Origin of the sequence: Allofournierella massiliensis, from assembly GCF_964241245.1 — a bacterium.
Lineage (GTDB): Bacteria > Bacillota > Clostridia > Oscillospirales > Ruminococcaceae > Allofournierella > Allofournierella massiliensis.
Window position 1 is genome coordinate 17,352 of sequence record NZ_CAXSWZ010000023.1, and the last position, 23,992, is coordinate 41,343.

The following is a 23,992-nucleotide window of genomic DNA, read 5'->3' on the forward strand; positions in this document are numbered from 1 at the left end:
AGTTGCGGTGAAACGGTGGTGAGCATTTGGATATCGTTGTAAGCAATAAAGCAAGCCGGCCTTTGTATGAGCAGATTTCTTCTCAAATCAAGGCGGCCATTATGAGCGGTGAGCTGAAGGCGGGAGACGCCATTCCTTCTGTCCGTTCTCTGGCCAAGTCCCTGCACATCAGCATCCTTACCGTACAAAAGGCATACGCCAGCCTGCAGGAGGATGGTTTCATTGAAACGACCGCTGGAAAAGGCTGCTATGTATCCGCCCAAAATCAGGATTTCTATCTGGAAGAACAGCAGAAAAAAATCGAGGAAAAATTCGCCGAGGCAATCGAGATTGCCCGCACAAGCGGCATTTCCCTTGAACGGCTGACTGGCTTGCTCACACTCATGTATCAGGAGGATGACAGAGAATGAACGACGCGTTGACCATTTCGGGTTTGAAGAAAACCTATCCGGATTTTGTACTGGACAGTATTTCCTTTTCTGTGCCCAGCGGTTCCATTGTGGGACTGATCGGCGAAAACGGAGCCGGAAAAAGCACCACCATCAGCGCCGCGCTGGGTCTGGTTCAAAAAGAGTCGGGCAGCGTTTCCGTTCTGGGCAAGGAGGAACTGGATAACGAAATCCGAGAACAGATCGGCGTGGTATTTGACGGCAACAATTTCCCGGAAAATCTGTCTCCCCGCAAGATCAGCCATGTAATGCGGGACATTTACCGTTCCTGGAACGACCAGATCTTTCTGGAGCTTTTGAAGAAGTTTTCTGTGCCTGCCGATAAGTCCGTCAAGCAGTTCTCCAAGGGAATGAAAATGAAGCTGGCGATTGCCGTTGCCCTGTCCCACAATTCCAAGTTGCTGATTCTGGACGAAGCAACCAGCGGTCTTGACCCGGTGGTACGGGACGATATTCTCGATCTGCTTCTGGATTTTGTTCAGGACGAAGACCATTCCATTCTGCTTTCCTCCCACATCACCAGCGACCTGGAAAAAATCGCTGATTACATCGTGTTCCTGCATGAGGGCAAGGTCGTATTTTCCAAGCCCAAGGATGAACTGGTCGAACAGTACGGAATCATCAAATGCGGAGCGGCACAATTTGATGCGCTGGACAAATCGGATCTTATTGTATACCGGAAAATGGATTATGAATGGCAGGCACTGGTTGCCGACCGGGACAAAGTGCAGAAAAAGTATCCGAACGCACTGGTCGTTCCCGCTTCCATTGATGAAATCATGCTTCTTTACGTGAAAGGAGAGGCCGCATGAGAGGGCTCATTCGAAACAATCTCTATTCTATGGAGAGTAACATCATCCTGGCGCTTGCTTTATCCGCTTTTCTGGCGGTTTCCTCCCTGTTTATCAGCCCTGCGGCCACTCCGTTCATCATCGCTGTGCAGATTTTTCTGTTCGTTGTGAACATCGGCGCTTCCCTTCGGGCGGACGAAATCTCCAAGTGGAGTAAATATGAGATCACCTTGCCGGTAAGCAGAGGCAATCTGGTTTTGGCAAAGTACATCACTATTGTAATCTTGCTGCTGGTGGGCATCCTCATGGGCGCCATCACCATTCTGCTCTCGCTCATCAACGGACATTCTATGAGTCTGCCCACCCTGCTCCGCGGCTTCGAGGTCGGGCTTACCTTATCCTTCTTTTCCATTGCGGTGATGTACCCGCTCGTTCTGAAACTGGGCACAGAGAAAAACGAGCTGATCCTGCTCTTATCCACATTCGGCGCCATCGGAATGCAGCTGCTGCTTGCCGCAGGTTTATCCAAATGGACCGGTGGCATGAACATGCGGCATCCGCTTGTGGAAGCAGTCGGAACCATTGCCGCGATCCTGCTCTTCTTTGTCTCCTATTTCGTTTCCGTGATGATTCACAAGGGCAAAGAGTTTTAAATCATTTCCTAAACCTGTCAAAAAGCCGGTAACACACAAGGGATTTTCCCCTGTGGTTACCGGCTCTTCTATTTTGCATACTGCAACTTACCCAGGCGCTTTTCTTTGCAGGTATGCCACATTTCGTTTATTCTTCGGATTCGTCCGGCGCCTGTCCATCGTGGGCCAGCCACTTGCATTCGGTCAGCTCCATGTTCGTGAATACCGCACGGAAAGAGGAATCCTCCGGGCTGCAGGCGTACACGCCGAACCGAATTTCGCCCTTCGCTTCGTGCAGGTGGCAGACGCGCATCTGGTGGAATACCACGCCATCCTCCGAGCACTCAATGCAGAAATCGTCTTCCCGGCGGCTCAGCCGGTACCACATGGATTTTACGCTGGCGGGAATCTCGGTCGTTGCCCAATCCGAATAGCCATGGTTGGTGACAACACTGCCCAGGTGTTGGAACTTCTCATTTTCATATTCGATGGAGCCCTTCAGCCAGTTTTCGCTGTCCAGATAGAGCACCACACCGCATTGGTCAAAGCGATGATGACTTTCGGAAAATTCGGTTTTTACCACGAAGGAAAAGAACTTCTCCTCGGTGGACATCTGCAGCACCGGGGCGTTGTCGTTTCGGAAATGGTAGTAGGTCCGCTGCCACAAATCGGTATGCGGTTTGGTGACGATCTCGATTCGATCCGGAGCAATCACACTGCTTTCCGGCTGCCTTGTCCATTGAAGGGCGTTTACGTCAAATTTCATTTGTTTTCCCCTTTCCAGTATTTCTTCTTATCCTCTTCGGTGATCTTCCGCAGTACCCGGCAGGGATTGCCCACGGCCACCACTCCATCCGGAATGTCCCGGTTGACAACGCTTCCCGCACCGATTATCGTGTTGCTTCCGATGGTCACGCCGGGCAGCACCGTCACAGATGCACCGATCCACACATTGTCGCCCACCGTGATGGGATAGGCATACTCCAACCCCTGGTTGCGCTGCTCTGCATCCAGCGGATGCCCCGCGGTGGAAAAGACGCAGTTCGGTGCGATGAACACATGATCTCCGAAGGTCACCTTGGCTCCGTCCAGAATGGTGCAGTTGTGGTTGGTGTAAAAATCCTCCCCAATCTCGATGTTATTTCCGTAGTCGCACCAAAAGGGTGCGGTGATGTAAAACCGTTTGCCGGTTTTTCCGAACAACTGGCGAATGATCTTTTCTTGCTCACCGACAAGCGAGGGCCGCAGCTGGTTGTATGCAAAGCAAAGGTCCTTGCAGCGCTCCCGCTCTTTCAGCAGTTCCTCGTCGTAATTAGCATCATAGAGCAGGCCTTGCAGCATCTTTTCCCGTTCTGTCATTTCAAGAATCCCCTTCCTATTCACAGCCGCTCGGACTCCCCCCTTTTGACGGAACAGGCGCCGGGCTGCATACTTTTCTTCATTATAACACCATAACAAAGACCGCAAAAGCCTGCATCTCCTGCTGTCAGCCGCCCATTAACATTCGCCAAAACAGGAATAAAATAAGTAGTGTACTACCTATTCAGGAGGAGCACATCATGGCGGAATACATCCCCTTGGGCAGACGGTTTGCCATCATCGACCGGGCATTCAAGCAGCATCTCAATAAAAAAGCGGATCAGCTGGGGCTCACCGCTGTACAGCTGCGAGTCCTTGGCGAGCTGAGCCGTCTGGAAGCTTTCGGCGTGCCGGAAGTAAACCAGCGGGATCTGGAGCAGGCCGAGCAGGTGACCCATCCGACCATGACCGAGATGATCAAGCGGCTGGAGAAAAAAGGCTTTGTGACCTGTACCACCAGTACCACCGACCGCCGGTACAAAAAGATCAGCTGCACCGAGCGCTCCAGAAATTTATATCTGGAGCTGGCGCAGGCGGACGAGGCAATCACCAAAACGATTTGCGAAGGCCTTTCGGCAGAGGAAAGGGCGGAGCTGATTCGGTTCACCGACCGCATGCTGGACAACATCGGGTATCATTTGTAGCGAGCAAGGAAATAACATGACAGACTATCAGGCAACTGCCGGGCAAACCTACATGCCCGCCCAGGAAAACACCGAAATCGACGTTTTGCCCTATGAGCGGCTAAGCCGACCTCAACCGGAATATCCTCCGCTGGAGCTGAACGCCATGGCGCAGGAAAAAAAGTGGGTGCTGCAATCCCAAACACAGCATTTTCTTCCCGGCGTAACCGCAAAGATGCTGGACTGGTTCTGGGCCAACATGGAGCAGGGCTATTATCTTTGGGCGCCCGATTCTCACAAACGGTTCAGCTGGGTAAAAGCCCCTTGGGAATACGGGTTTGGCAACTCGGTACACATGATCTCCGAATCCGTGGGCAAGGGCTGCCCGGTGTTCGGCGGCGAGGGTGTGGAAATCCATCGTCTGGGTCTGGAGTATTTCCCCTTCACCTATGCGCTGAGCCATGTCCTCGTGGAGGGCGTATTCAATGACAAAAAGGAATTTGTGGACATGACCGTCCACATGTGGCAGGACTGCGAGGGCGGCTGCAATCACATCACCGCGGCGGTGGCAAGCACCACAGCGTCTGAACCGCCTCATTTTGTGAAGGAGATTCTTGCCAAAGACCCTGGCGCCAGATTACAGTCTCCCAGCACCACAGATCATGCGGAATACGAGGCCAGCCGGTGGCCGAAGTTTCTGCCCCAGCTTTACCAGCTGTGGGAAGGTCACCCGGACCCCTCGCAGAACGTTGTGTGCGACCTGACCGTTCGCAAAACCGGTGAGGAGCAGTGGGAATACTGCTGCCCGCACAAAGGTCTGAAATAATCCAATCGCAAAGGCAGAGGAACAATCATGGACATTCTTACAATCATTCTGGAACAAATCGGTCTGTTTGTCATTTACATCATTGTGGGCGTTTTGCTGGTCAAGGCGAAGGTGTTTAACGCCACTACACTGGAGACTCTGTCCCGCTTTGTGTTGAAGCTTGGCCTGCCCGTAATGATTTTCATCAATACGGTAAGCGGCGTGGACCGGGCGGCTCTGATCCGCTCGCTGCCGGTGCTGGGGCTGGCAGTGGTGTTCTATTTCTGCACCTTCTTCCTGGGCAAGGGTTTGGCTCGCCTATTTCATCTGCAGGGCAGCCGGGCACAGGTGTATCGGGCGCTGAGCATGTTCGGCAATGTGGGCTTTATGGGCATCCCCATCGTTTCCAGCATCTTTCCGGAACAGGGTATGCTGTATATCTCGGTGTTCACCATTGTGGACCAGCTGGTCCTCTGGACGCTGGGCGTTCAGCTGACCGGGTCCGGCGAAAAGAGCTCGTTCCAGCTGAAAAAGATGATCAACCCCTGTACCGTGGCCATTGTTGCTTCGGTGCTGCTGGTGGTGACCGGCATTCCCCTGCCGCAACTTCTGAACACCGCACTGAGCAAGATCGGCGCCACCGCCACCCCCATGGCCATGATCTATCTGGGCGGCGTGTTCGCCTGCATGGACATCCGGAGCTATCTGCGGGTAAAGGAATTCTATGGGATCGTGCTGGTAAAGATGGTCGTGTTTTCGGTTCTCTTCTATCTGGCGACCAGCCTGCTTCCCATTGACGAGAGCATCCACCTGACGGTTTCCCTGCTGGCAGCCATGCCCGCCATGTCCTCTCTGGTCATGATGGCAAAGGCCTCCGGTACAGAAGGCGATTACGTCATGGGCGGCATCTTCGTTACGACAGTCTGTTCCATCGTGACCATTCCGCTGGCCTACTGGCTGCTTCAGCTGGTGGGATAACTGGGTCATCACTTTTCATTCTTAAACCAAATGTTAGCCCTGTAAAAGAACGCGGCAGCAAAGCCTTCCGAAAAAGGCCTTGCTGCCGCGTTTCTTTGATTTTTAGAGAACTTCTTATTCGTAATGCTCCTGTTCCTTCACGCAGATGGATTTCAGCTCGTCCAGAAGGGCCTGCAGGGCATCCACCACATGGGGGCGGATATCGCCGCCCACCAGAAGCAGCATCAGGTCGTCGCCCACCTGCATTGTTCCGCTGTTCAGCCATGCCCGCACATGGAAAATGCCCGGCATCTTTTTGATGCGCTGCACCGCTGCATCCACCTTCTTCTGATCAAAGGAAAACTGCATTCCCGTCACCCGCGGCGAGTTCTCGCCATGGCGCACCTGTGCTTTGGCAGTGCCCCGTACCACCCCGTTGTGAAACAGGTACATCCCGCACTGGTCCGCATCGGGCTGTTGCTTTGCCTCCTTCAGCCACTGCTCGATGGAAGGCACGTTTTGCTTTTGTGCATTGTTCCGTTCCGCCGGGCTGGTAACGGCGGTTGTTTCGTTCTTCATCTTGCTTCTCCTCCCTGAAAAGAACCACCGTGTTCTTTTCGGATTTTCTCTGCGGGCAGTAAATTACAAACTGCCCTGCCTTGTTTTATGGATACTATTCTAGCACACAGCCGCCCAAATCAACAGGCTATTTTTGAGAGTTTGATAGAACCTCTCTCTGAACTCTTAAAGGAATCACCCGGTCAGAATGATTTCTTCCGTTCCATTGAGCATTTCCAGCTAGAACCCACCCTGAAAACGCCCAGCTACAACTGCTTCCAAAACAGTTCGCGGCCGGGCATTTTTGGTATAAATTTTACCTCCCGACGCACCGCTCTAAATAGCCCTAATGAACTCACGTTCTCTTCACCCTGTTTGTGGTATACGCTTCTCACTGTTTTCCGGTATAAAATTTTCTCTCCAAAGCCTTATCACAAGCGGGTTTGTCCCCGGGTTGCCGTCTATTAATCCGTATGCGCTTGCGAACGAAACGGCTCCAAAACCGGTATGCCGTTTGGGCAAAAACAGAACACAGAAAAACCTTCCCCAAAACAGGCCTTTCCGCGAACTGATTTTTCCGCAAAACCGGTATGCGCCTGTCCCCCTTCTTTTGGCCTGTTTTTCTATACCACTTTTCCCGCAATGTAATGGAGTGCAGTCTCGTTTTTCCGTTCCATGATCTGGGCGTCTTGGATGCTTTTGGAAGTATTTCACAATTCATTCGCCACTTGTTTTATCTTTCCGACAAAAATCTTCCGATTGCTTGAAATCCCTTTTTATCGGACATATCATCCGTTACACTATTAGTAAAGCCCTTTATCCCATTACCCAAAAGAAGCGGCCCTGATTTTTGCAAAACGGACGGTGAACGCCATGCAATTCCGAGCAATTACACTGAGCGATATTCCGGAGGCAAGTTACCTCACAGTAGCGAACGCATCCAGATATCGCGCTATTATGCGGATCTTCTATCTGGAATCCCAGAAAGCAAACATCCGCTTGAACAAGCAGCAGCTGCTGGCTTTGCTTCGCTCCGATTCCCACTTCACCCAATACACCGCAGAGGAACTGGAACAGGATCTCAGTGCCTTGTGCCAATGGCGGAATCTGGTTCCCATCCAGGACCCTCATCGCCCCGGCAGCATCGCTGAATACAAAAACAAACAGTTCAGCTATTCCATGTCTCAAGCTGCCACGGAAATCGAGCGGATGACCCTTTCGCTGGAAAGCCTGAACCTGCGCACCGCTGTGCTGTCCTCTCAGCTGTTTGAGCGAATTCTTGATACCGTGGATCGGATGTCTGCGCTTTCCATCCAGAACAGCGATGCGATCAGTCAGTCATGGGATCTGCTGCAGCAGGATTTTCGCCAGCTTACCAATCGATATCAAGACTATCTGCGGGATTTCTATTCCTCGCAGGCAGAACATATCCTGCAGACCTCCGAATTTTTACCTTATAAGGATAAGGTGATTCGCTATCTGCAGGAGTTTGTTCTGGAACTGCAACGCCATGCGGAGAAAATCCGCCGGCTTCTTCTGCGCCTACCCGATGAACGGATCGGGGAAATTCTGGAACAGGTATATGCGGCCCAGAAGCGCGAAGGCGAAGGACGTCTGATCCAGCGGGATGACAACTATGACCAACAGCTGCGTGATCAGGTCTACGGCTTCTGGAACAGCTTTTACCACTGGTTTGTCCCGACGGAAAACAGCCAGAGCGACAGCCAGCATGTACTGGATCTGGCCAACGATATTATTCAGCGGATCCTGATGAATGCCGAGCTGATTCTGCAGGCTCACAGCGGCGGCGCCAACCGAAAAAACGAGTACAAAAAGTTTCTGGAGCTTTTTTCCGCCTGTTCCACACTGGCAGATGCCCATCGCCTTTCCGGCATGGTGTTTGGTGCTCAGCAGGCAGTTCATCTGACAGGAATCAACGCGGAAACCATTTATGAAACCGACGCCTGTCTGGATGCACAGCCCTTTCTCTACCCTCTGCGCAACCGGCGGCGACCAGGCCGCCCACCCCGGGAAAAGAGCTTTTTCTCCGACAAGGGACTGGAAAAAGCCGCTCAACGGCAGGCCTATCTGCAGCAGAAACAAGAACTGCACAATCAGCTGCAGCGTCTCATCCGGAACGGCCGGCTGGATTTCGCATCCGTCCAAGAGCCCGTCTCTCCTCAGGTCCGGCAAACACTTTTATCCTGGGTCGTGAAGGCAAACGCCAATGCCAGCAAACGTGCCCGAACGGAATATGGTCAGATTTACACCATAACCTGTCCACAAGGAAAGACCTGCGTCCTTCCCTGCACCGACGGAAATCTGACCATGCCCGCATATTGTCTTATTTTCGAGGAGGTGCACTTCCATGGATGAATTTCGCACCCTTTTGAATCAGTTCTGGATTCGCAGAGAGGATGACCGGGAACTGTTTTATCGGATTCGGCGCAAACTTCCTGATCTGCGGCGCACCCTGCGCGATCAGTTCGGGTGGGAAGTTGTCAGAACCGAAACATTGATTCGACTGGTCAAGGAGCCGGGCAAGGCTGATGCAGCATTCGGAATTTCCGACTTTACCGAAATCAGCGACTATTGCCTTTTGTGCGGTGTTTTGCTGATGCTGGAGGACAAGGACGACGGTCAGCGCTTTTTGCTGTCTGAGCTCACACAGGCACTGAGCGCTTATGTAAAGCCTTATTGGCCCGAACTGAGCTGGGAGCGGTATCAGTGCCGCGCCTCTCTGGTTCGCGTACTGCAATATTCGGAACGAATTGGTCTGCTGCACAGCTGCGAGGGGGAAAGCAACGCCTTTGCATCCCACCAGGAGCAGGAAGTGCTGTACGAGAATACCGGCCTTTGCCGCTATTTCAGTGTGAATTTTCACCGGGATATTTCCGGCTATACTTCGCTTTCGGATTTTGAAAATCCTCCTGTGGACGGGCCGGATTCCGACCGGGGTACTTTCCGTACCTATCGGGCATATCGCCAGCTGGCGCTGGCGCCCGCTGTGTACTGGACAGACCCGGCAGACCCGGTATATGCCTACATCAAAAATCAGCGCGGTATGGTGGAACACAATCTGGACGAAACCATCGGCGGAACGCTGCAGATCTATCATAACGGGGCATTTTTCCTTCCGGAAGAAGGAGTCCCCTGCGGCGACTGCTTTCCACGGGATCAGATGCTCAGCGACATCATTCTGTTGCTTTTTGAGCGTTTGAGTGAAAAAACCGCCTGCGGCACTTTTGACCGAACTGCGGACGACCGGATTCATCTGACCTATCAGGCTTTCTTTGATGAGTTGGACGCACTTCGCAGGGAACATCAGGCTCAGTGGGGAAAAACCGCTGCGGAAAAAGAGCTTTCCGCACTGGCACAGGATGTGCTGGAGGAATTGTCTTACTGGGGATTTGCATTCGTCGATCAGGACATCATTACATTCAATCCAGGGTTCAGTCTCTGGCAGGGAATTTATCTGAAAAAACAGTGACGGGAGGGTTTATATTCGTATGCAGGAACGCTGGCAGATGAACAAATTGGGGTTTGTCAATTTTTGGCTGTATGACTGGGAGGAATTTTCCTTCAGCGATGGGCGGCTTTTGCTTCGTGGCGAAAACGGCGCGGGCAAATCCGTCACCACCCAAAGCTTTATTCCCTTTATGCTGGATGGCGATCTTCGTCCGTATCGACTGGATGCCTTCGGCAGTAAGGACCGTAATATGAAATACTATCTTTTGGGCGACGAGAAAGAGGAAAGCACCGGGTATCTTTATCTGGAATTTGTGAAACCGCAATCCCAGCTCTATCGCACCCTTGTGGTGGGACTGCGCGCCCGGCGGGATAAGCCCGTGGAGTTCTGGGGGTTCTGCCTGAGCGACGGACGGCGGATCGGAACTGGCGAACGCGATTTTCCCCTTTTTGAGACCAAAGGTTCGCAGCATATCTCACTGAGCCGTCAGGAAGTCCACAACCGGCTGGGGCCAAACGAAAACTGGGCAGAACGAAGCAGCGACTACAAAGAGATGGTCAACCGCATGTTGTTTGGATGCGCCGAGCTGGAACAGTATGAGCGGCTTCTTCGGCTGCTGATCCAGATCCGAAAACCAAAACTGAGCAAGGATTTCTCGCCCCGTCTGGTGCGGGAAATTCTGAATTCCTCGTTGCAGCCCCTCAGTGAAGACGATATTGCCCCGATGGTCAACTCCATGGAGCGGATGGACAATATTCAGGTTCAGCTGGACGAGCTGCAGCGAAGCTTGCAGGCGGCCCGCCAGCTGCGCAAGGAATACATCCGCTACAATCAGTTTATGCTGGGCAAAAAAGCAGAAACCTATCTCACTGCCCGCCATCTTGTCCAAAAACAGCAGCTGGAAGTTCAGGAAAAGGAGGATTTCATCTTACGGACACAACGCCGTCTTCAACAGGCGCAGACCGATGTCAAAAACTTTTCCCAGCGGGAGAGCGAACTCACCGGACAACTGAATACTCTGCAGGCGGACAGCCGTCTGGAGAGCAGTGTTCAGCGACTGGAACAGCTGCAAGAGGAAAAGCGCCAGCATCAGGCTCAGATCGAGCAGGAACAAGCGAAGGAACGCCAAAAGCAGGCCACTCTTTCCGGCAAGGAACTCCAGCAGCGCCAGGCCCGGAAGGAGGTTCAGGATCATCAGGACAATTTAGAGCAGCAGTTCCAGCAGCTGAATTTGCTGAACGTGGAGCTGCGCTGGACGCATCACCCCTCTTCCCTGTCGGCCTTTGATTTCAATGTTCAGTTACCCTTGCTGGCACAGTATGCAAAGCGGCTGCGCAGTGCCGCAAATCTTTTGCAGCAACACAAATCCGCTTTGGATCTGCTGGACGGCTACGAGCGGGATCTGGATGCGGCCAATCTGGAACTGCAGCATGCCCGCAGTCAGATGGAAGCAGCAGAACAGCTTGTGGTGCGGGAACGCGACAGCCTGTGTGCAGCCTTTGCCCAGCTGGAAACTCCCGCTCTCCCCTTCCGGCTGAACCGGGATGAGGTGCAGGAGCTGTTCCGGCTGGTGAACGGATATGAAGGTCTTTGTCAGGAACAGGCCATCCAGGAACTGCTGCGCACAGCCCGTGAAGCCCTCGCCCGTCCCCTTCAGGGCGAATTTTATCGACTCAAGCAGCTCTCTTCTCAACAGCAGGCGGCGCTCAATGACCTTGCGGCCAAACGCAGAGAACTGGAACAGCAGGAAGAACTTCCTCCTCCCCGCTCCAAAGCAGTTCAGCAGACCCGTGATCTGCTGAAGGAGCGCGGCATTCCTCACGCCGCTTTTTACGAACTGGTGGATTTTGATGACCAGCTCTCACCGGAGCAACAGGCACTTTTGGAAACCCAGCTGATGGAAACCGGCCTTCTGGATGCGCTGGTGCTGCCGGAATCCGCCAAAGAGGATGTCGCCGTGATTCTGGCAGAGCACCCCGACCATTTTCTGAATCTGGAAAACACCCCAAAGGCCACCGCTCCTGTTGCGCTGCGCCCTGCATCCGAAGCGCCTGCCTGGGCCAATGTGGCCGACCTTCTGAGTCGGATCTCTTCTCTGCCCGAGGGCACAGTCTATTTTTCCTCCGACGGACGCTACCGGCAGGGCGCTATTCAGGGCCGCAGTGTGGCGCTGCAGCCCGCCGGTTACATCGGTGCATCCACCCGCCGGGAAAATCGGCGCCGCCAGATTGCCGCCCTTTCTTTGCAGATCGAGGAACAGCAACAGCAGATTCATGCCACACTGGATCAGATTCATCGGGTAGAAACGGACCTGTCCCTTTTGCAAAACGGATACGAGCAGCGCCCCACCACCGCCGATCTGGCGGCCTGTCTGCAGCTTGCATCCACCCAGCGGGCTGAAATGGAACAAAAGGAACGCATCCATGAGGATCGACGGCAGCGTTTTTTGCATCAGCAGGAACAGGCAAACGCGCTCCGGGCCCAGCTGCTTCCGCTGACCAAGGACCTGCCGTATGAACGAAATGCCGATACCTATGAAGCCATGGCAGGCTGCTGTGACGAGTACCGAAGCCTGTTTCAGGATATTTCCGCCGACAAACGGAAGCTGGAACTCACCGAAGGCCGCCTGAACGATCTGGAACAGCAGCTGGATGAACTGAATGACGAACTTTTGGAATGCACTGACCGAATCCGTTTTCACGAGGCAAATCTGCGCAAAACACAGGTCTCGATTGACGCATTGGAGGAGTACCTGAACCAGCCGGAAACCCGGGCTCTGGCCGAAAAGCTGGAGTCGCTGCGCCAGGAGCTGGCACAGGTGCACGAGCGCCTGGATGGTGCGAAAATGGAACTTGCACTGAGCCAGAACGATCTGCAGCACGATCTGCCGGATCTGTCTCAGCGCAAAGAGCGGCTACAGCGGGACATGCTGGATGAGGAACGCAAGCGCCAGATTTTTGAGGAAGAGCTCTGCCATGGGCCGGGTCAGCCGGGACGCAATGACAACGAACTCTGGAAGCAGGCGGAAACCGCAAAGAATGCCATCCGGCAGAACGACCGGAATCTGGGACTGGACCGGCTGCGCACCTCCCTTGAAAAGAATGTTCGTGATGCCAGCGTGTTGAACTCCTATCGCATTACCCTGAACCCCCTGTTCGAGAATGAAGACAACCTGCTGCGCACCCGCGCCTGCATTGACCTGTATCCCAACGGGCAGCGGATGGATCTTCTGGATTTCATTCAGTACACCGAACGCCACATTGAAGACGACCAGCAGCTTCTTTCCATGGAGGACCGGCGTCTGTTTGAAACCATCCTGAACCAGACCATCACCACCAAGCTGAGTCATCGCATCAACAACAGTCAGGACTGGACCCGCCGCATGAGCGGAATTATGGAACAGCTGAATACTTCCATGGGTCTGCGGTTCAGCCTGAACTGGAAGGGAAAACCCGCCGATCAGCAGGAAGAGCTGGCCACCCGCGAGCTCATCGATCTTCTGCGCAAAGATCCCGCTGTGATGGGCGATGCAGACCGGGATAAGATCACCAGTCATTTCCGCGCCAAAATCGCCAAGGCCCGGGAGCTGTCCCGCCAGAGTGCTGCGCCTGCCACCTATTCCGAACTGATGCGGCAGGCACTGGATTTCCGCAACTGGTTCGAGTTCCAGCTCTATTATCAGAAGGGCAATTCCGCCAACCCGGCACCCACGAAACGGGAACTGACGGATTCCGCTTTTAACAGCTTCAGCGGCGGCGAAAAAGCCATGGCCATGTATGTGCCGCTGTTCGCCGCATTGTCCGCCCAATATGCTGCGGCCAGCGAGGATGCCCCCCAGCTCATGGCTCTGGATGAAGCCTTTGCCGGCGTGGACGAAACCAACATTGAGAGCATGTTCGCTCTGGTTCATCAGCTGGGGCTGAACTATATGCAGGGGATTTTGATCCGGAGGGGCTGGCCATTGCCGACCGGTTGTGGCAAACCTATGGCGACCAGTTCCACCTCTGGCACATGACCTTGCAAAACTACCAGATTGCCCTTTCCGCAAAGCCCATCTCATCCTCTTCCCGGCTCAGCCAGCTGGAAAAGGTTCAGTGCCCCTTCCTGCAGCCGGTGGCACAGGCAATCCTGCATCGGAAACGGGCGGGATACCAGGAGGCACTGGTGGAACGCTATCGGTCCGATTTGGTACAGCCCGGGTAATCTGTTCTGCAAAAGCGCATGGTTTCGTGATGCTTTTTCGGATTGCTCTCGCACAAAAAGCGGAATTTTTGCCCGTGTTTTATCCCCAATCCGAAAAATTCAGCGGATTTTGCGCATACCTTTTTATACCAGTTTTAGAGAATTTGATTTTCGTTTGCGCATACCGATTTCATTTCTCTGATTTGTAAGGCTCTGTGATGGCAAGGCTGCGTAAAATTCCAGATGAGGGAGTGTGCCGGAATCCCTTGGGCGGGAGTTTCAGGCAATGTCCTCTTATGTAAATCCTACTTTAGCAGACCTGACTCTGTATTCTACGGTTTCAGTCCGGTTTCCCCTGATGCTGAACTACCGGAGTGGTTTGAGCAATCCACCCGAATTGCATCCCGGGATCTGACTCTGCAGGCAGTCGGAAAATCCGGCAGAGCGGTTGCCGGATTAAAGTTGCATCGGCAACCAATCCGGACGGCGGCATCCCCTCTGGCCGCTCCGCACAGGAGGAAGCACTTTGCCGCTGCAGTCCCCTATCCCTCTGCCTGCTGAAGGATACGCTTTGAAAAACAAAAATGCATCGTGACCGGCACCATGTCATTTATATGGATGCCCGCATCTATACCCCGGAGGGATATCGACGCCGCTAATGTAAACGAAGCCCGGAAGGCCTGATGCAGACAGGCATTCCGGGCTTCGTATGTAACTAAAGTAATCGTTCCATGGATTGTTCCAATCCGATTGCTTCGTCACAGTGTCGGATTGGCCGAAAAGATACTGCCGATCGTTTCCCCACCAGCTCGGCAAGTTCCGCCACATAGTCAATCGTTTGGTTGGTAATTTCAAAAGGAGACCTCAGCTCTGCGACAACCCCGTCATCGAGAAGCAGATGCGCCAGCTGGTGCAGGCCCTGGAAACCACCACCGGGAAAAAGCAGTATGGCTATCTGAAGAAGCCGCTGAAGGCGTTGGTGGACGCCATCGTAGATGAGCTGGCCCGGCAGCCGGAAGTGGCGAAGTGCTATGAGACCTGGAATCAGATCCGGGATGAGTTGAACGAGTGCTATGGCAGCCGTACACCGCGGGAGCATCTCCCGCTCTCTCAGCAAAAAGAGTTCCGCCGGATCAAAAACGATATCATCCGGGAGGCCGAGAATATTCGTCTCGGCCTCCTGACTTTTGAAGATGAGAAGATGCAAGATGAGCCGGAGACGGCACATGAGGAGCAGCGATCCAACAGCGTATATGAACAGGCTCGACGCTATCGTGCCGCCAAAGCGATCCTGCGGGATGTCTATGCGTTGGACGAGGAACACGCCGAAGCCGTCCGAGTGCTGGAACAGCTCTGGGCGGAAGGATACACGGTGGCGGCGCATCAGATCGGCAAGTTTTATCGGGATGATCTCTCCACCATGCGGGACCACGAAAAAGCGGAGCAGTGGTTTCGCTTATCTGCAGAGGCCGGAAATGACTTTTCAGAATACGCTCTCGGAAAACTGCTCCTTTCCCAGAAGCGCACAGCGGAGGCCATGCGCTGGCTGGACAGGGCCGCCGGGCATGGAAACCAGTTTGCCCAATACTGTCTGGGGAAACTCTATCTCACCGGTGAGTCTGTGACAAAGAATGTGGCAAAGGCTCTGGAGTATGGGCCACTTGACGGCGCAGGCCCTCCAAAATGGTGTAGGCAGACACATGAGCCAGCATAGTAGAAAAGGCGTAAAAAGCCACCTTGACCGTATATCCCGCCAGACACACTCCAGCCCATCGGAGAAGCTCCGTTCCGGAGGCCGACTGATGGATAAACAGGCGAAGGATCTCATAGACCCCCAGATACGGCACAAAGCCCCCCACCACGCTGATAATTGCGCATATAACAGACAAGACCAGCTTTCCCCGGCAGGGACCGGCAAAGGAGAGCAGGATGGCCAGCCAGCTGCGTTGTTTCACAAAACCACTCCTCTCAAAAAAAATTGGCATGGTGAGATGTCTCTCACCATGCCCTATTGTATCGGTTCTTGCCCATGCTTGCCGCTCCGCCCGGCCGGCATCACTCCGTTTCGTCAGGAAAAGAGAGAACGGGATTCCCGCCGCCTCGCCGGTATTCCAGCGGAGTTTGTCCCTTCACCGCCCGAAAAGCCGCGGCAAATTTGCTGGAGCTGTCATAGCCCACCGCTCCGGCGATCTCTGTAACGCTGGCCTCCGGTTCTTTCCGAAGCAGCAGAGCCGCCCGATCCATCCGCAGTGCCCGCATATAGGTGTTCACCGGACTGCCATATACACTTTTGAAACAAGCCTTCATGGTGGTCAAAGGTATCTGGTACTGTCTGGACAGAGCCTCCAATGTGATATGCTGCTCCAGATGCTCCACCAGATAGGAGCGGATGGCCTTTACCGTTTCCACCTGGGAACGGTAAAAATACGGTTTTTCCGTTCCGCTTCCCAATTCCAGGGCGTCGAGATACAGCAGCAGCTCCAGAATCTTTACCCGGAAGTAGGGCATTTTGATCCGCTCCGGTACGGCACAAAGCTCCTGAAAAATGTGATCCACCGAGGGTGCTCCGTGAATGACCTGCGGCCGGGCATCCGGGCAGAATTTCCGCTGAATGGCGGCCAGATTCAAAGGATAGTCTCCCGCCAGACGAGCCAGTTCCACGGGTGCCATGGACAGGTCAAAGCACATGGAGATGCCATGATAGTGGGACAACGGGAGGGAAAAATATCCTTTGTGCTTCAGACGGCGATCCACTTTCAGGTCACCTGCCTCCACATAGGAGAACGCATCGTTACCCACAGCGTATTCCATCCGGCCCTCCCGGCAATAGTCGATGCAGAGGAGATCCTGTCGGGTTTCAAAAGAGGAGTCGCAATAGGCCATGTGGAAATCGTTATACAGGATGGTAGCGCCGGGGAACACCTCATAGACGGTCATGGTTCCCTCGCCGCTCTCATTTCGCAGCTGATAAACGCTGCACCCACCACTCTTGGCCAAGAGGCACAGATCCGGTTGGCTGTCCTGTAAAAATGCCACTGCGGCTCAGCTCCTTTCTCAAAGTTCCAGGACTCGATCACAGGCGCACTGGAGAAATTCGCGGTCATGTGTCACCACCAGAACCACCCGGCCCTCGTCCGCCAGTTCCCGTGCGCAGCGGGCCACTTCCTGCATTCTTGCATAGTCCAGACCACTGGTGGGCTCGTCGAATACCAGCAGCGGCTTTTGGGACAGCATGGCGGTAGCCACCGCCAAACGCTGTTTCTGGCCGCCGGAGAGAGACATAGGGTGCTTTTCCCGGAACGCAAGCAAATGGAGCCGCTCCAACACCTCCTGGATGCGCTGGTCAGAGAGTCCTTCCATAGCCAACTGACACTCTCCCCATACGCTGTCGGAAAAGAGCTGATGGTTCACATCCTGCATGACGCAGTAGGCAATCCGCTGCCGCTGCTTCGCACCAAGGATGCGGCCGTTGAGGCGGATCGTTCCGGCACTCTCCCGCATCAGGCCGCACAAGCAGCGGGAAAGGGTGCTTTTTCCCACGCCATTGTCACCCGTGACGGCCAGCACCTCTCCCGGGCGGGCGGAGAAGGAAAGGTTTTGAAATACCGGCGGCTCCCGCTTGTACCGGCAGCACAGTCCCTCCACAGACAGTCCATCCTGTTCCCCCGCGGCGCGGGAGGGCGGCAGAGTCACCTGAGTAGGCGTGAGTGTGCGAAGGCCCAGAGCGATCCGTTCTGTCTCAGCCAGCCGCCGGAATTCTGCTCCGCTCCAGATCCGCTCCACGATCCCGTCCCGCAGATAGACAGCCCGATCTATGAGATCCGCCAGAAAGTACAACCGATGCTCCGCAATGAGAATGGTGTGTCCCCGACTTTTCAGGTATGCGATTTGATCATGGAGTCTTTCGATGGTTTCCCGATCCAAATTGGCCGTAGGCTCATCCAGAATGTAGAGCTTCGGCCCCATGGCATAGACCGAGGCAAAGGCCAGCAGCTGCTTTTCTCCGCCCGACATGGCGAAGATGTTCCGCCCCCTCAACCGCTTCAGATGCAGGCGGTCGGTGGTATCATCCAGCCGACGGAGGATCTCACCCCGGGTCATACCCTGATTTTCCAGGCCAAAAGCCAGCTCGCTGTCGGAATCCATGTTGAAAAACTGACTTTTGGGGTTCTGGAAAACAGACCCCACCTGCCGGGCCAGCTGGTAAAGAGGTTGTTCCCGCACCGGCGCGCCGTGGAGCAGGACCTGTCCGGTCAGCGTGCAGTCCTCCGTAAATGCCGGGATCAGGCCGTTGACCAACTTGGTGATGGTGGTCTTTCCGCAGCCGGAAGCGCCGCAGAGCAAGACACACTCGCCCGGTCGGATGGTCAGATCCACATGGGTGAGGGTGCCCACTTCTTTTGTATAGGAAAAGGACACATCTTGCAGCTCTACCATGGAAACACCCCCAATTTGGCCGCCAGAAGGGCAGCAGTCAACCCCACGCCCACGACAAATGCGGCGCTGTCCACCGGCGAGGCCCGCAGCTCCACCAGACTGGTCTTAGGCGCCGGGTCCTCGATTCCCCGGGTTACTGCCGCTGCGGACAGCTCCTCCGCAGTGCCGGTAGCGGAGACCATCAGGGGAACCATGATTCCCTCCAGCTTTGCCAATCCCCGGATGCCCCGCAATCGCATCGCATCCCGGATATAGCCTGTCTCTTCCCGAATGGCTGGGAAGTACCGCAGCGTCACCGAGACGGCTACGATCAGCCGCTGAGGGAAATGGATCTTCCGCATTCCAGCCACCAGATAAGGCATAGGCGTCCGGCGAAGCATCAGAAAGCCGAGCATCAGGCAAGGCATCATTCGGCGGGCATAGTTGGCAAAAATAGAGAAGCTGGTAGCAACCCATCCCGGCGCAGCCGGCAGAATCCAGTATTGCAGGCACAGGATTCCTCCGAAGATCAAGAGGCTTTTCCCCACCATGGCAAAGCAGCGATGGAGCAGCATCAGGAGCAGGAGAAAACCGATCCATATCATTTCCATCCAAAAAGGTTGCTCACTAAAGGCTGCCAGATTGGCGAAAACCAGCAGAGCAAGACCCACCCTGGGGTCGAACACCAAACAGCGCCGTGCCTCCTCCATGTTACAGAATCCCCGCCTTCTCAAAGTGCTTGCGGAACATTCCTTTGGCCAGCAGGATACCCAGAATAGCTCCCACGATAGGCGCCCCCACCAGAACCACGATCATACCCGGGGAAGTCAATGCCGCCAAGGTGGAGACATAGGCTTCCGGCATTCCCTGCTGGCTGATCTGCGCCAGAAAACTGTCCCGCATGATCCAGACAGGCAGCGGGGAGCCGATCATCCCCAGCGAGAAAAACACGTAGGCCAGAGCATTACCACGGAAAGACCGGTAATGGCTACAGATCCGGCAAAGCTCCGCCAGGATGCAGCTCACCGCAAAAGCAATGAGAATCACCACCGTAAATTGGCCAGTAACAAAGTAGATCAAGGCCGTAATAAAGCCCATCAGGACCACTGCGCCGGTCTTTGGCACCTTAGTACACATCATCAGGAATGGGATACCCGCAAATACGGCGATCAGGCCAGGCATCAAGATCCAAAGCAGGGGATGCAGACCGCTGAGAAGCATAAAAGCAAAGTTGATGACAAAGTAGATGGCGGAGAAAATTCCCACCGTAATGATGTCCTTTCCCGTCATCCCTTTTTTCTGCGTATTCATGATGTACCGCTCTCCATTCATGTGGTTAGATTATGCTAACCATTATTTCTGAGAAAAGGCGCTCAGCGCGCCCCTCCTTACTGAGTATAGCGGCACATCGCAGTTCTTTCCGCTCCGATTGGACGACTTTATCCTGTTTGGTCATGGAATTTAGCGCTGTGACAGAGATGTACCATCTTCACCATACAGAATCGGTCCGAAACTGCCATGCTGACCTTGGTGGACAGCTTCAATCCGGTTCGGGTGATATGGCGGTAATAAGGCTCCTCAGCCAGCACCCTGACCCCACTGCCAATTTTTCCGGCCAGCACCGATGCGGAATCCACATAGAAAAACATCTGCGCATCTCCGTGGCCCACTTGCTTCATGTACTTTTTCCGCATCATGGCCATACCGCTTTTGCTCACGGTATCAAAGACGATTTCAATCTCTCCAAACCCCGTGAGCATCCGCAGGAGTCCCACAACCTTGCTTTCCTCAAAATAGTGGAACAGGCCGCCAGCGGTGACCAGAATAGGAGCATCCGGCACATCAGCGCGGATCTGCTTGATCCAGTCCTCGGCAAAGGCGTCTCCGGCGAGATAGGTCTCCCGCTCCGGCTCCAGCAGCAGCTCTCGCCGGTACTCCACCACATGGGGCAGATCCACGGTATACCAGTGCGACCTTCCATTGTCGCAGCGGTAATAGGCCGTCTCCAGGCCACAGCCGAGCTGGACGATCACACCGTCCGGCCTGCGCTCCAGAAAGGCCCGGATGATCCGGTCCAGATTGGCAGACCGAGCGGTGGAAGCCAGCAGGGTATACTGACTCAGGCGGCCCTGCGACAGCAGCTCGGGCGGCAGCTTCTCCTTCAGCTCCAGCGCCTTCCCATCGTATAAGATCTGCGGGCAGTGCTCGCTGGCATAGAGCCTGCCCAGCATGGGGACAAACAATGTGTCCTCCACAACGCCCAACTTGGACATGGTCAGCCCTCCCGTTTTGACGAATTACTTTCTGCCGACAAGCAGCTGGGAAGATCCCAGCATCATCATGGCAGCCCGGCGGTGGGAGCCGAAGGCTTCTTCTGCGGTATCAATGAGCCGGACATCCTGATAGCCCATCTCCCGCAGCTTTTGCGCAAAGGCATCCATATCGCCGTACAGCTTGGGCTTCATATCATCGTTCAGAGCAAAGACGCCTCCTTTTTTCAGCACCCGCAGGCTCTCCAGCAGCAGCTTGTGCATATCGGCTCCCATGACATTGTGGTAGACATAGTTGCTGATGACCGCATCAAAACTCTCATCGGGGAAATCCAGATGATTGGCGTCGCCATGCTGGAATACACACCGGGAGGCCACACCTTCACTTGCGGCGTTTTTCTCACAGAGGGCCTTGCTGTAATTGTAAACAGCTCCCCAGTAGTCCATGCCAGTGACCTTTGTCTCCGGCCAGGTTAGGGCCGCACGGATCGACAGGGCCCCGGAACCGCATCCGACCTCCAAGAGACTGCCCTGGCCGTCATAGTCCAGGTGAGAGAGAACGACCCGGTGAACCTGTTCCATGATCCCGCCACCGCCAAAGGCATACTGACGCCTGATCCATGTGATCCAGACCAGCAGGGCCACCAGCGCCGCCGCAACAACAGAGAACAGAACACCGAGAACCGTGATGTGGAACACCAAAAAGGAGAGTACGGCCAAAACTACGGCCAGAGCCGTGATACCGCCAATAATATAGAACACGGGATTGGACATCCAGCTTCCGTAGTCTTCGCCATGGCTACCGAGACGAATTTCTGCTTGTTGATTACGCTTTTGCTGCATTTGATTTTCCTCCTGTTGTTCAATATTTGTGTACAATTCGTTTACGGGTGTTTCTCCTTCGCCTTCCGGCAGACAAAAGAGGCTATGCCCTGAACGGTGCGAACCTTTGCCGGCCCGAATGTTTCCTCCAGACGATGCCACAGGCTCTCCGCCGTCTCAAAGGGCGGGGTGAAATAGCCCTTTGGCACATACAGCCTGCGGATTATCCAGTCGGTGCGGCGGTTTTGCCCCCTCACATAGAAGCAGCCGCAGAAGATCCCGCCTGGCCGCAGTACACGAAAGATCTCACGCCAGGCGGCCTCCTTATCCGGAAACGCATGAAACCCGTTGAGCGAGAGCACGATGTCGAAACTGCCATCCCCAAAAGGCAGCGCCCCAACATCCCCCTGCTGAAAGCACACATAGGAAAGTCCCTCGCCCCGGGATTTTGCCCGCTCCAGCATCTCCGGCGAGTAATCCAGGCAGGTGATCTCCGCCTCCGGCATTTCCCGATAGAGGGGCATGGTCAGTATGCCGGTACCCACGGGGACTTCCAGCAGTCTTCCGGAAAACCCCTCCGGTATTCCGGAAAGGGCGGCGGAAAGGTAGTCCTGGGTTTCCGCCCGATCCATTCCCCATATCAGGCGGCACACCGCCCGGCCTGACAGGGCGGAACAGGTGATCATGCCATCATAAAATGTCCGTTTGCCTCCCAATCCCCGGTAGGCGTTTTGAATCCGCTCTTCTTGTCCCATTTTTTCACCTTCACTCACTCAAGCACCCAGCGCCACATCCAGCGTCATCATGAGGGCAGAGCTGGTACCAAACAGTGTGGGTCCCACATTGGAGCGCTTGTTTACTGATATCTTCGGAGTCATTTCATCTAATGCCGCTGAAAGCCACACTCTTCATCTTTTTGCTTCCTCCATCGGGCCCTCTGGGGGTATGAAAAACAATTTTTGCATCCCCATCATCTTGACTGCCGGACTGACGATTTGAAAAGGGACACTCATGCGGCACATCTTGTTTTCTTACCGTTCACCAAAATATTTCGATGAGCAGCCCCAGCCCTGCCTGAGCCGCCGCCAGGATGGGGCACATCAAAAACGGCCACTGGAGCAGGTGCTCCGGCAGAGCGTAGTCCTTCATCCACGCGTTGAACCCGTAGCCGGGGTGCCCTTCGGTTCCCGGGATGATAAACCGGCTTTTCGCCTTCCTCTGAATCAGCCAGAAATCCAGAAAGAACAGGTCGCAGAAATTGACCATCATCCACTGGATATACCCGGTCAGGGCCAGAGGCCAGAACCCTGGTGTCCCGCCCTCCATGGTACTGACCGCGCCATAAAGCAAAAGGGGCAGCAGCTCCCCAAAACAGATCCAAAGCCAGCAAAAGCGGTTTTCCGCACTGGTGGGCGGATCTTTCGCCGCCTTGATGATGGCGGGCGGATAACAGGGGAACATCAGCCGGGGTTTATACAGCGCCACCAGTCCGGCAAACAGGTTAAAGTAGGCCGCCATAGCAAACCCGTCCAAAACGGTGCGCGTCCAGTTCATACACATCCCCTATCACGATCATTTGCTCGTATTCCGGGTGGAAAAAGTCGGTTAGGTATCATCATTCTGCAAAGTCGATCCGGACGATCTGCAGATGCATCGGTCCGTCGGCCAGCTTCGCCAGCAGCCGGTGGACGGGCCGAACCGCCGGATCATGAAGTGATTGATAGCCCAGCATATAGCCCCGGCTGGAAACAGAAAAAAGCGGCGACCATGGCTCCAGCTCCCGCCTGGCGTCCTTGACGGAAAAATAGGCGCCCACATCCCGGATGCCCGCCTGCTTCACCCAGGTTTTCAGCATCAGCCGGACAGCCGTTTTCCCGGCCGCGTCAAAGACAAGCCGCCCTCTTGGGAAGCGTTTTGCGATGCCTGTGGCCAGAGATTTGACATCTTCCGTCGTGAAGTAGTAGAAGACCCCGGCGGCAAACAGCACCGCTCCATCCTCAGGATCAGTGCGGACGGCATCCATCCAGCGCGGGTCTTTCAGATCAAAGGCCAGGTTTTTCTCCCGCTCCCCGGCGGGAAGCAGGCGATCCCGCAGCTCGATCACATCCGGCAGATCGATGTTCCAGATGCTGCACCGGCCGTTGTCGCAGGCCCGCCCGGTGTTGTCCAGACCGCAGCCCAGATTGATGACAGCGGCTCTGGGATGGGCATTCAGATAGTCCCGCACCTCCCAGGCGAGGTCATTCTGGCGCATGGCGACCTCCAGCGCGCCGAAGGTCTGCATCAGACCGTTTGCCTGCCGCTCCAAAGGGGAGAAGTCGTAGTCCACCTTCTCCATCAGCATGGCCGCCGTGGTATCCTGATACAGTCCGGGGAACCGCCACGAGCAGAGCCGCCGGCCATACAGCGGGATGATGAGCGTCTCCTGCACGGAGTCCTTCTCGATTTTGTACTTCTCCATAGGCCCTCCTCAAAAGACACGGTACTCTACGCTTGATTATAGTTAGCATTCGCTAACCAGTCAAGTCATTTTCCATTTGCAGCAGCAATTGCCCCTTCAAGCGCAATCTCCCGCGCACAATCAAAACCACCGGCTTAGCCGGTGGTTTGAGTAAGCCCTATAAGGGCATTATACTAGCAAAGCCCCTTAAGGGGCCAC

General features: G+C 54.7%; 24 protein-coding genes. 12 read left to right on the forward strand and 12 right to left on the reverse strand.

The features are described 5' to 3' along the window. Positions 1 to 26 precede the first annotated feature (26 nt). Genes ACESYO_RS11895 through ACESYO_RS11905 form a run of 3 tightly spaced genes read left to right on the forward strand, consistent with a single transcriptional unit; the run spans position 27 to position 1,893 of the window. Positions 27 to 410, forward strand: coding sequence for a GntR family transcriptional regulator (locus ACESYO_RS11895; protein ID WP_291244234.1), 384 nt, complete (start codon positions 27 to 29; stop codon positions 408 to 410). Further along, positions 407 to 1,261, forward strand: coding sequence for an ABC transporter ATP-binding protein (locus ACESYO_RS11900; protein WP_373210111.1), 855 nt, complete (start codon positions 407 to 409; stop codon positions 1,259 to 1,261). The genes ACESYO_RS11895 and ACESYO_RS11900 overlap by 4 nt, the downstream gene beginning before the upstream one ends. Next, entirely contained in the window at positions 1,258 to 1,893 is a 636-nt protein-coding gene (locus tag ACESYO_RS11905; protein ID WP_373210109.1) for an ABC-2 transporter permease, read from the forward strand. Before ACESYO_RS11900 ends, ACESYO_RS11905 begins: the two co-directional genes overlap by 4 nt. 127 nt (positions 1,894 to 2,020) lie before the next feature. Here ACESYO_RS11905 and ACESYO_RS11910 read toward each other — a convergent pair whose 3' ends face one another. Together ACESYO_RS11910 and ACESYO_RS11915 are read right to left on the reverse strand one after the other, a co-directional pair. Then, positions 2,021 to 2,638 (reverse strand): DUF1349 domain-containing protein, encoded by a 618-nt coding sequence (locus ACESYO_RS11910; protein WP_373210107.1) that lies wholly within the window; start codon positions 2,636 to 2,638, stop codon positions 2,021 to 2,023. Further along, a complete protein-coding gene (locus tag ACESYO_RS11915; protein ID WP_373210105.1) occupies positions 2,635 to 3,231 on the reverse strand; it encodes a sugar O-acetyltransferase in 597 nt (198 codons plus the stop codon). The genes ACESYO_RS11910 and ACESYO_RS11915 overlap by 4 nt, the downstream gene beginning before the upstream one ends. 200 nt (positions 3,232 to 3,431) lie before the next feature. On the opposite strand from ACESYO_RS11915, the gene ACESYO_RS11920 reads away from it, so the two are divergent. From ACESYO_RS11920 to ACESYO_RS11930, 3 genes are read left to right on the forward strand one after another with little or no spacing between them, the layout of a single operon-like run. After that, the gene (locus tag ACESYO_RS11920; protein ID WP_373210104.1) at positions 3,432 to 3,875 is read left to right on the forward strand and encodes a MarR family winged helix-turn-helix transcriptional regulator; all 444 of its coding nucleotides are present in this window, start codon (positions 3,432 to 3,434) and stop codon (positions 3,873 to 3,875) included. Positions 3,876 to 3,891: 16 nt separating this feature from the next. Further along, positions 3,892 to 4,680, forward strand: coding sequence for a DAPG hydrolase family protein (locus ACESYO_RS11925; protein WP_373210103.1), 789 nt, complete (start codon positions 3,892 to 3,894; stop codon positions 4,678 to 4,680). 27 nt (positions 4,681 to 4,707) lie between these two features. Next, positions 4,708 to 5,637: an AEC family transporter gene (locus ACESYO_RS11930; protein ID WP_373210102.1), complete on the forward strand. Its 930-nt coding sequence runs from the start codon at positions 4,708 to 4,710 to the stop codon at positions 5,635 to 5,637. Between the two features lie 114 nt (positions 5,638 to 5,751). On the opposite strand, the gene ACESYO_RS11935 is transcribed toward ACESYO_RS11930, so the two are convergent. Then, positions 5,752 to 6,195 carry a molybdenum cofactor biosynthesis protein MoaE gene (locus ACESYO_RS11935; protein ID WP_373210101.1) on the reverse strand — a complete coding sequence of 148 codons (444 nt, stop codon included), beginning with the start codon at positions 6,193 to 6,195 and terminating at the stop codon, positions 5,752 to 5,754. 852 nt (positions 6,196 to 7,047) lie between these two features. Here ACESYO_RS11935 and ACESYO_RS11940 point away from each other — a divergent pair. From ACESYO_RS11940 to mobL, 6 genes are all read left to right on the forward strand, one after another. Next, positions 7,048 to 8,550 (forward strand): TIGR02677 family protein, encoded by a 1,503-nt coding sequence (locus tag ACESYO_RS11940; protein ID WP_373210100.1) that lies wholly within the window; start codon positions 7,048 to 7,050, stop codon positions 8,548 to 8,550. Then, positions 8,543 to 9,664 carry a TIGR02678 family protein gene (locus tag ACESYO_RS11945; RefSeq protein WP_373210099.1) on the forward strand — a complete coding sequence of 374 codons (1,122 nt, stop codon included), beginning with the start codon at positions 8,543 to 8,545 and terminating at the stop codon, positions 9,662 to 9,664. The genes ACESYO_RS11940 and ACESYO_RS11945 overlap by 8 nt, the downstream gene beginning before the upstream one ends. Before the next feature lie 19 nt (positions 9,665 to 9,683). Then, positions 9,684 to 13,658 carry a TIGR02680 family protein gene (locus tag ACESYO_RS11950; RefSeq protein ID WP_373210098.1) on the forward strand — a complete coding sequence of 1,325 codons (3,975 nt, stop codon included), beginning with the start codon at positions 9,684 to 9,686 and terminating at the stop codon, positions 13,656 to 13,658. Continuing rightward, on the forward strand, positions 13,616 to 13,846 hold the full coding sequence (locus ACESYO_RS11955) for a hypothetical protein (protein ID WP_373210097.1): 231 nt from the start codon (positions 13,616 to 13,618) through the stop codon (positions 13,844 to 13,846). The genes ACESYO_RS11950 and ACESYO_RS11955 overlap by 43 nt, the downstream gene beginning before the upstream one ends. A 413-nt stretch (positions 13,847 to 14,259) precedes the next feature. Next, positions 14,260 to 14,400 carry a poly(ADP-ribose) glycohydrolase domain-containing protein gene (locus ACESYO_RS11960; RefSeq protein WP_373211289.1) on the forward strand — a complete coding sequence of 47 codons (141 nt, stop codon included), beginning with the start codon at positions 14,260 to 14,262 and terminating at the stop codon, positions 14,398 to 14,400. 263 nt (positions 14,401 to 14,663) lie between these two features. Next, positions 14,664 to 15,539, forward strand: a complete 876-nt coding sequence (mobL, locus tag ACESYO_RS11965) for a relaxase MobL (RefSeq protein WP_373210096.1) — start codon at positions 14,664 to 14,666, stop codon at positions 15,537 to 15,539. Between the two features lie 341 nt (positions 15,540 to 15,880). Here mobL and ACESYO_RS11970 read toward each other — a convergent pair whose 3' ends face one another. From ACESYO_RS11970 to ACESYO_RS12010, 9 genes are all read right to left on the reverse strand, one after another. Continuing rightward, entirely contained in the window at positions 15,881 to 16,861 is a 981-nt protein-coding gene (locus tag ACESYO_RS11970; protein ID WP_373210095.1) for an AraC family transcriptional regulator, read from the reverse strand. A gap of 18 nt (positions 16,862 to 16,879) precedes the next feature. Further along, a complete protein-coding gene (locus ACESYO_RS11975) occupies positions 16,880 to 18,262 on the reverse strand; it encodes an ABC transporter ATP-binding protein (RefSeq protein ID WP_058964299.1) in 1,383 nt (460 codons plus the stop codon). Beyond that, the gene (locus ACESYO_RS11980; protein WP_007712972.1) at positions 18,256 to 18,951 is read right to left on the reverse strand and encodes an energy-coupling factor transporter transmembrane component T; all 696 of its coding nucleotides are present in this window, start codon (positions 18,949 to 18,951) and stop codon (positions 18,256 to 18,258) included. The genes ACESYO_RS11975 and ACESYO_RS11980 overlap by 7 nt, the downstream gene beginning before the upstream one ends. A gap of 1 nt (position 18,952) precedes the next feature. Then, positions 18,953 to 19,552 carry an MptD family putative ECF transporter S component gene (locus ACESYO_RS11985; RefSeq protein WP_006572695.1) on the reverse strand — a complete coding sequence of 200 codons (600 nt, stop codon included), beginning with the start codon at positions 19,550 to 19,552 and terminating at the stop codon, positions 18,953 to 18,955. 128 nt (positions 19,553 to 19,680) lie between these two features. Further along, the gene (locus tag ACESYO_RS11990; protein ID WP_058964300.1) at positions 19,681 to 20,514 is read right to left on the reverse strand and encodes a class I SAM-dependent methyltransferase; all 834 of its coding nucleotides are present in this window, start codon (positions 20,512 to 20,514) and stop codon (positions 19,681 to 19,683) included. A 24-nt stretch (positions 20,515 to 20,538) separates the two neighbouring features. Next, positions 20,539 to 21,354 (reverse strand): class I SAM-dependent methyltransferase, encoded by an 816-nt coding sequence (locus ACESYO_RS11995; protein ID WP_058964301.1) that lies wholly within the window; start codon positions 21,352 to 21,354, stop codon positions 20,539 to 20,541. Positions 21,355 to 21,395: 41 nt separating this feature from the next. After that, complete coding sequence (locus tag ACESYO_RS12000) at positions 21,396 to 22,088, reverse strand: class I SAM-dependent methyltransferase (protein WP_373210094.1); 693 nt, start codon at positions 22,086 to 22,088, stop codon at positions 21,396 to 21,398. Between the two features lie 283 nt (positions 22,089 to 22,371). Further along, positions 22,372 to 22,887 carry a hypothetical protein gene (locus ACESYO_RS12005; RefSeq protein WP_373210093.1) on the reverse strand — a complete coding sequence of 172 codons (516 nt, stop codon included), beginning with the start codon at positions 22,885 to 22,887 and terminating at the stop codon, positions 22,372 to 22,374. A 61-nt stretch (positions 22,888 to 22,948) separates the two neighbouring features. Continuing rightward, entirely contained in the window at positions 22,949 to 23,794 is an 846-nt protein-coding gene (locus ACESYO_RS12010; RefSeq protein ID WP_058964304.1) for a class I SAM-dependent methyltransferase, read from the reverse strand. Positions 23,795 to 23,992: the final 198 nt, after the last annotated feature.

Bases quoted from the DNA above. Each gene is read 5' to 3' on its own strand.
- ACESYO_RS11905 (WP_373210109.1), top strand. From the start codon at position 1,258: ATGAGAGGGCTCATTCGAAACAATCTCTATTCTATGGAGAGTAACATC.
- ACESYO_RS11920 (WP_373210104.1), top strand. From the start codon at position 3,432: ATGGCGGAATACATCCCCTTGGGCAGACGGTTTGCCATCATCGACCGG.
- ACESYO_RS11995 (WP_058964301.1), bottom strand. From the start codon at position 21,354: ATGCAGCAAAAGCGTAATCAACAAGCAGAAATTCGTCTCGGTAGCCAT.
- ACESYO_RS11950 (WP_373210098.1), top strand. From the start codon at position 9,684: ATGCAGGAACGCTGGCAGATGAACAAATTGGGGTTTGTCAATTTTTGG.
- ACESYO_RS12010 (WP_058964304.1), bottom strand. From the start codon at position 23,794: ATGGAGAAGTACAAAATCGAGAAGGACTCCGTGCAGGAGACGCTCATC.
- ACESYO_RS11980 (WP_007712972.1), bottom strand. From the start codon at position 18,951: ATGGAGGAGGCACGGCGCTGTTTGGTGTTCGACCCCAGGGTGGGTCTT.
- ACESYO_RS11985 (WP_006572695.1), bottom strand. From the start codon at position 19,552: ATGAATACGCAGAAAAAAGGGATGACGGGAAAGGACATCATTACGGTG.
- ACESYO_RS11925 (WP_373210103.1), top strand. From the start codon at position 3,892: ATGACAGACTATCAGGCAACTGCCGGGCAAACCTACATGCCCGCCCAG.
- ACESYO_RS11945 (WP_373210099.1), top strand. From the start codon at position 8,543: ATGGATGAATTTCGCACCCTTTTGAATCAGTTCTGGATTCGCAGAGAG.
- ACESYO_RS11930 (WP_373210102.1), top strand. From the start codon at position 4,708: ATGGACATTCTTACAATCATTCTGGAACAAATCGGTCTGTTTGTCATT.
- ACESYO_RS11915 (WP_373210105.1), bottom strand. From the start codon at position 3,231: ATGACAGAACGGGAAAAGATGCTGCAAGGCCTGCTCTATGATGCTAAT.
- ACESYO_RS11935 (WP_373210101.1), bottom strand. From the start codon at position 6,195: ATGAAGAACGAAACAACCGCCGTTACCAGCCCGGCGGAACGGAACAAT.
- ACESYO_RS12000 (WP_373210094.1), bottom strand. From the start codon at position 22,088: ATGGGACAAGAAGAGCGGATTCAAAACGCCTACCGGGGATTGGGAGGC.
- ACESYO_RS11990 (WP_058964300.1), bottom strand. From the start codon at position 20,514: ATGTCCAAGTTGGGCGTTGTGGAGGACACATTGTTTGTCCCCATGCTG.
- ACESYO_RS11940 (WP_373210100.1), top strand. From the start codon at position 7,048: ATGCAATTCCGAGCAATTACACTGAGCGATATTCCGGAGGCAAGTTAC.
- ACESYO_RS11900 (WP_373210111.1), top strand. From the start codon at position 407: ATGAACGACGCGTTGACCATTTCGGGTTTGAAGAAAACCTATCCGGAT.
- ACESYO_RS12005 (WP_373210093.1), bottom strand. From the start codon at position 22,887: ATGAACTGGACGCGCACCGTTTTGGACGGGTTTGCTATGGCGGCCTAC.
- ACESYO_RS11975 (WP_058964299.1), bottom strand. From the start codon at position 18,262: ATGGTAGAGCTGCAAGATGTGTCCTTTTCCTATACAAAAGAAGTGGGC.
- ACESYO_RS11910 (WP_373210107.1), bottom strand. From the start codon at position 2,638: ATGAAATTTGACGTAAACGCCCTTCAATGGACAAGGCAGCCGGAAAGC.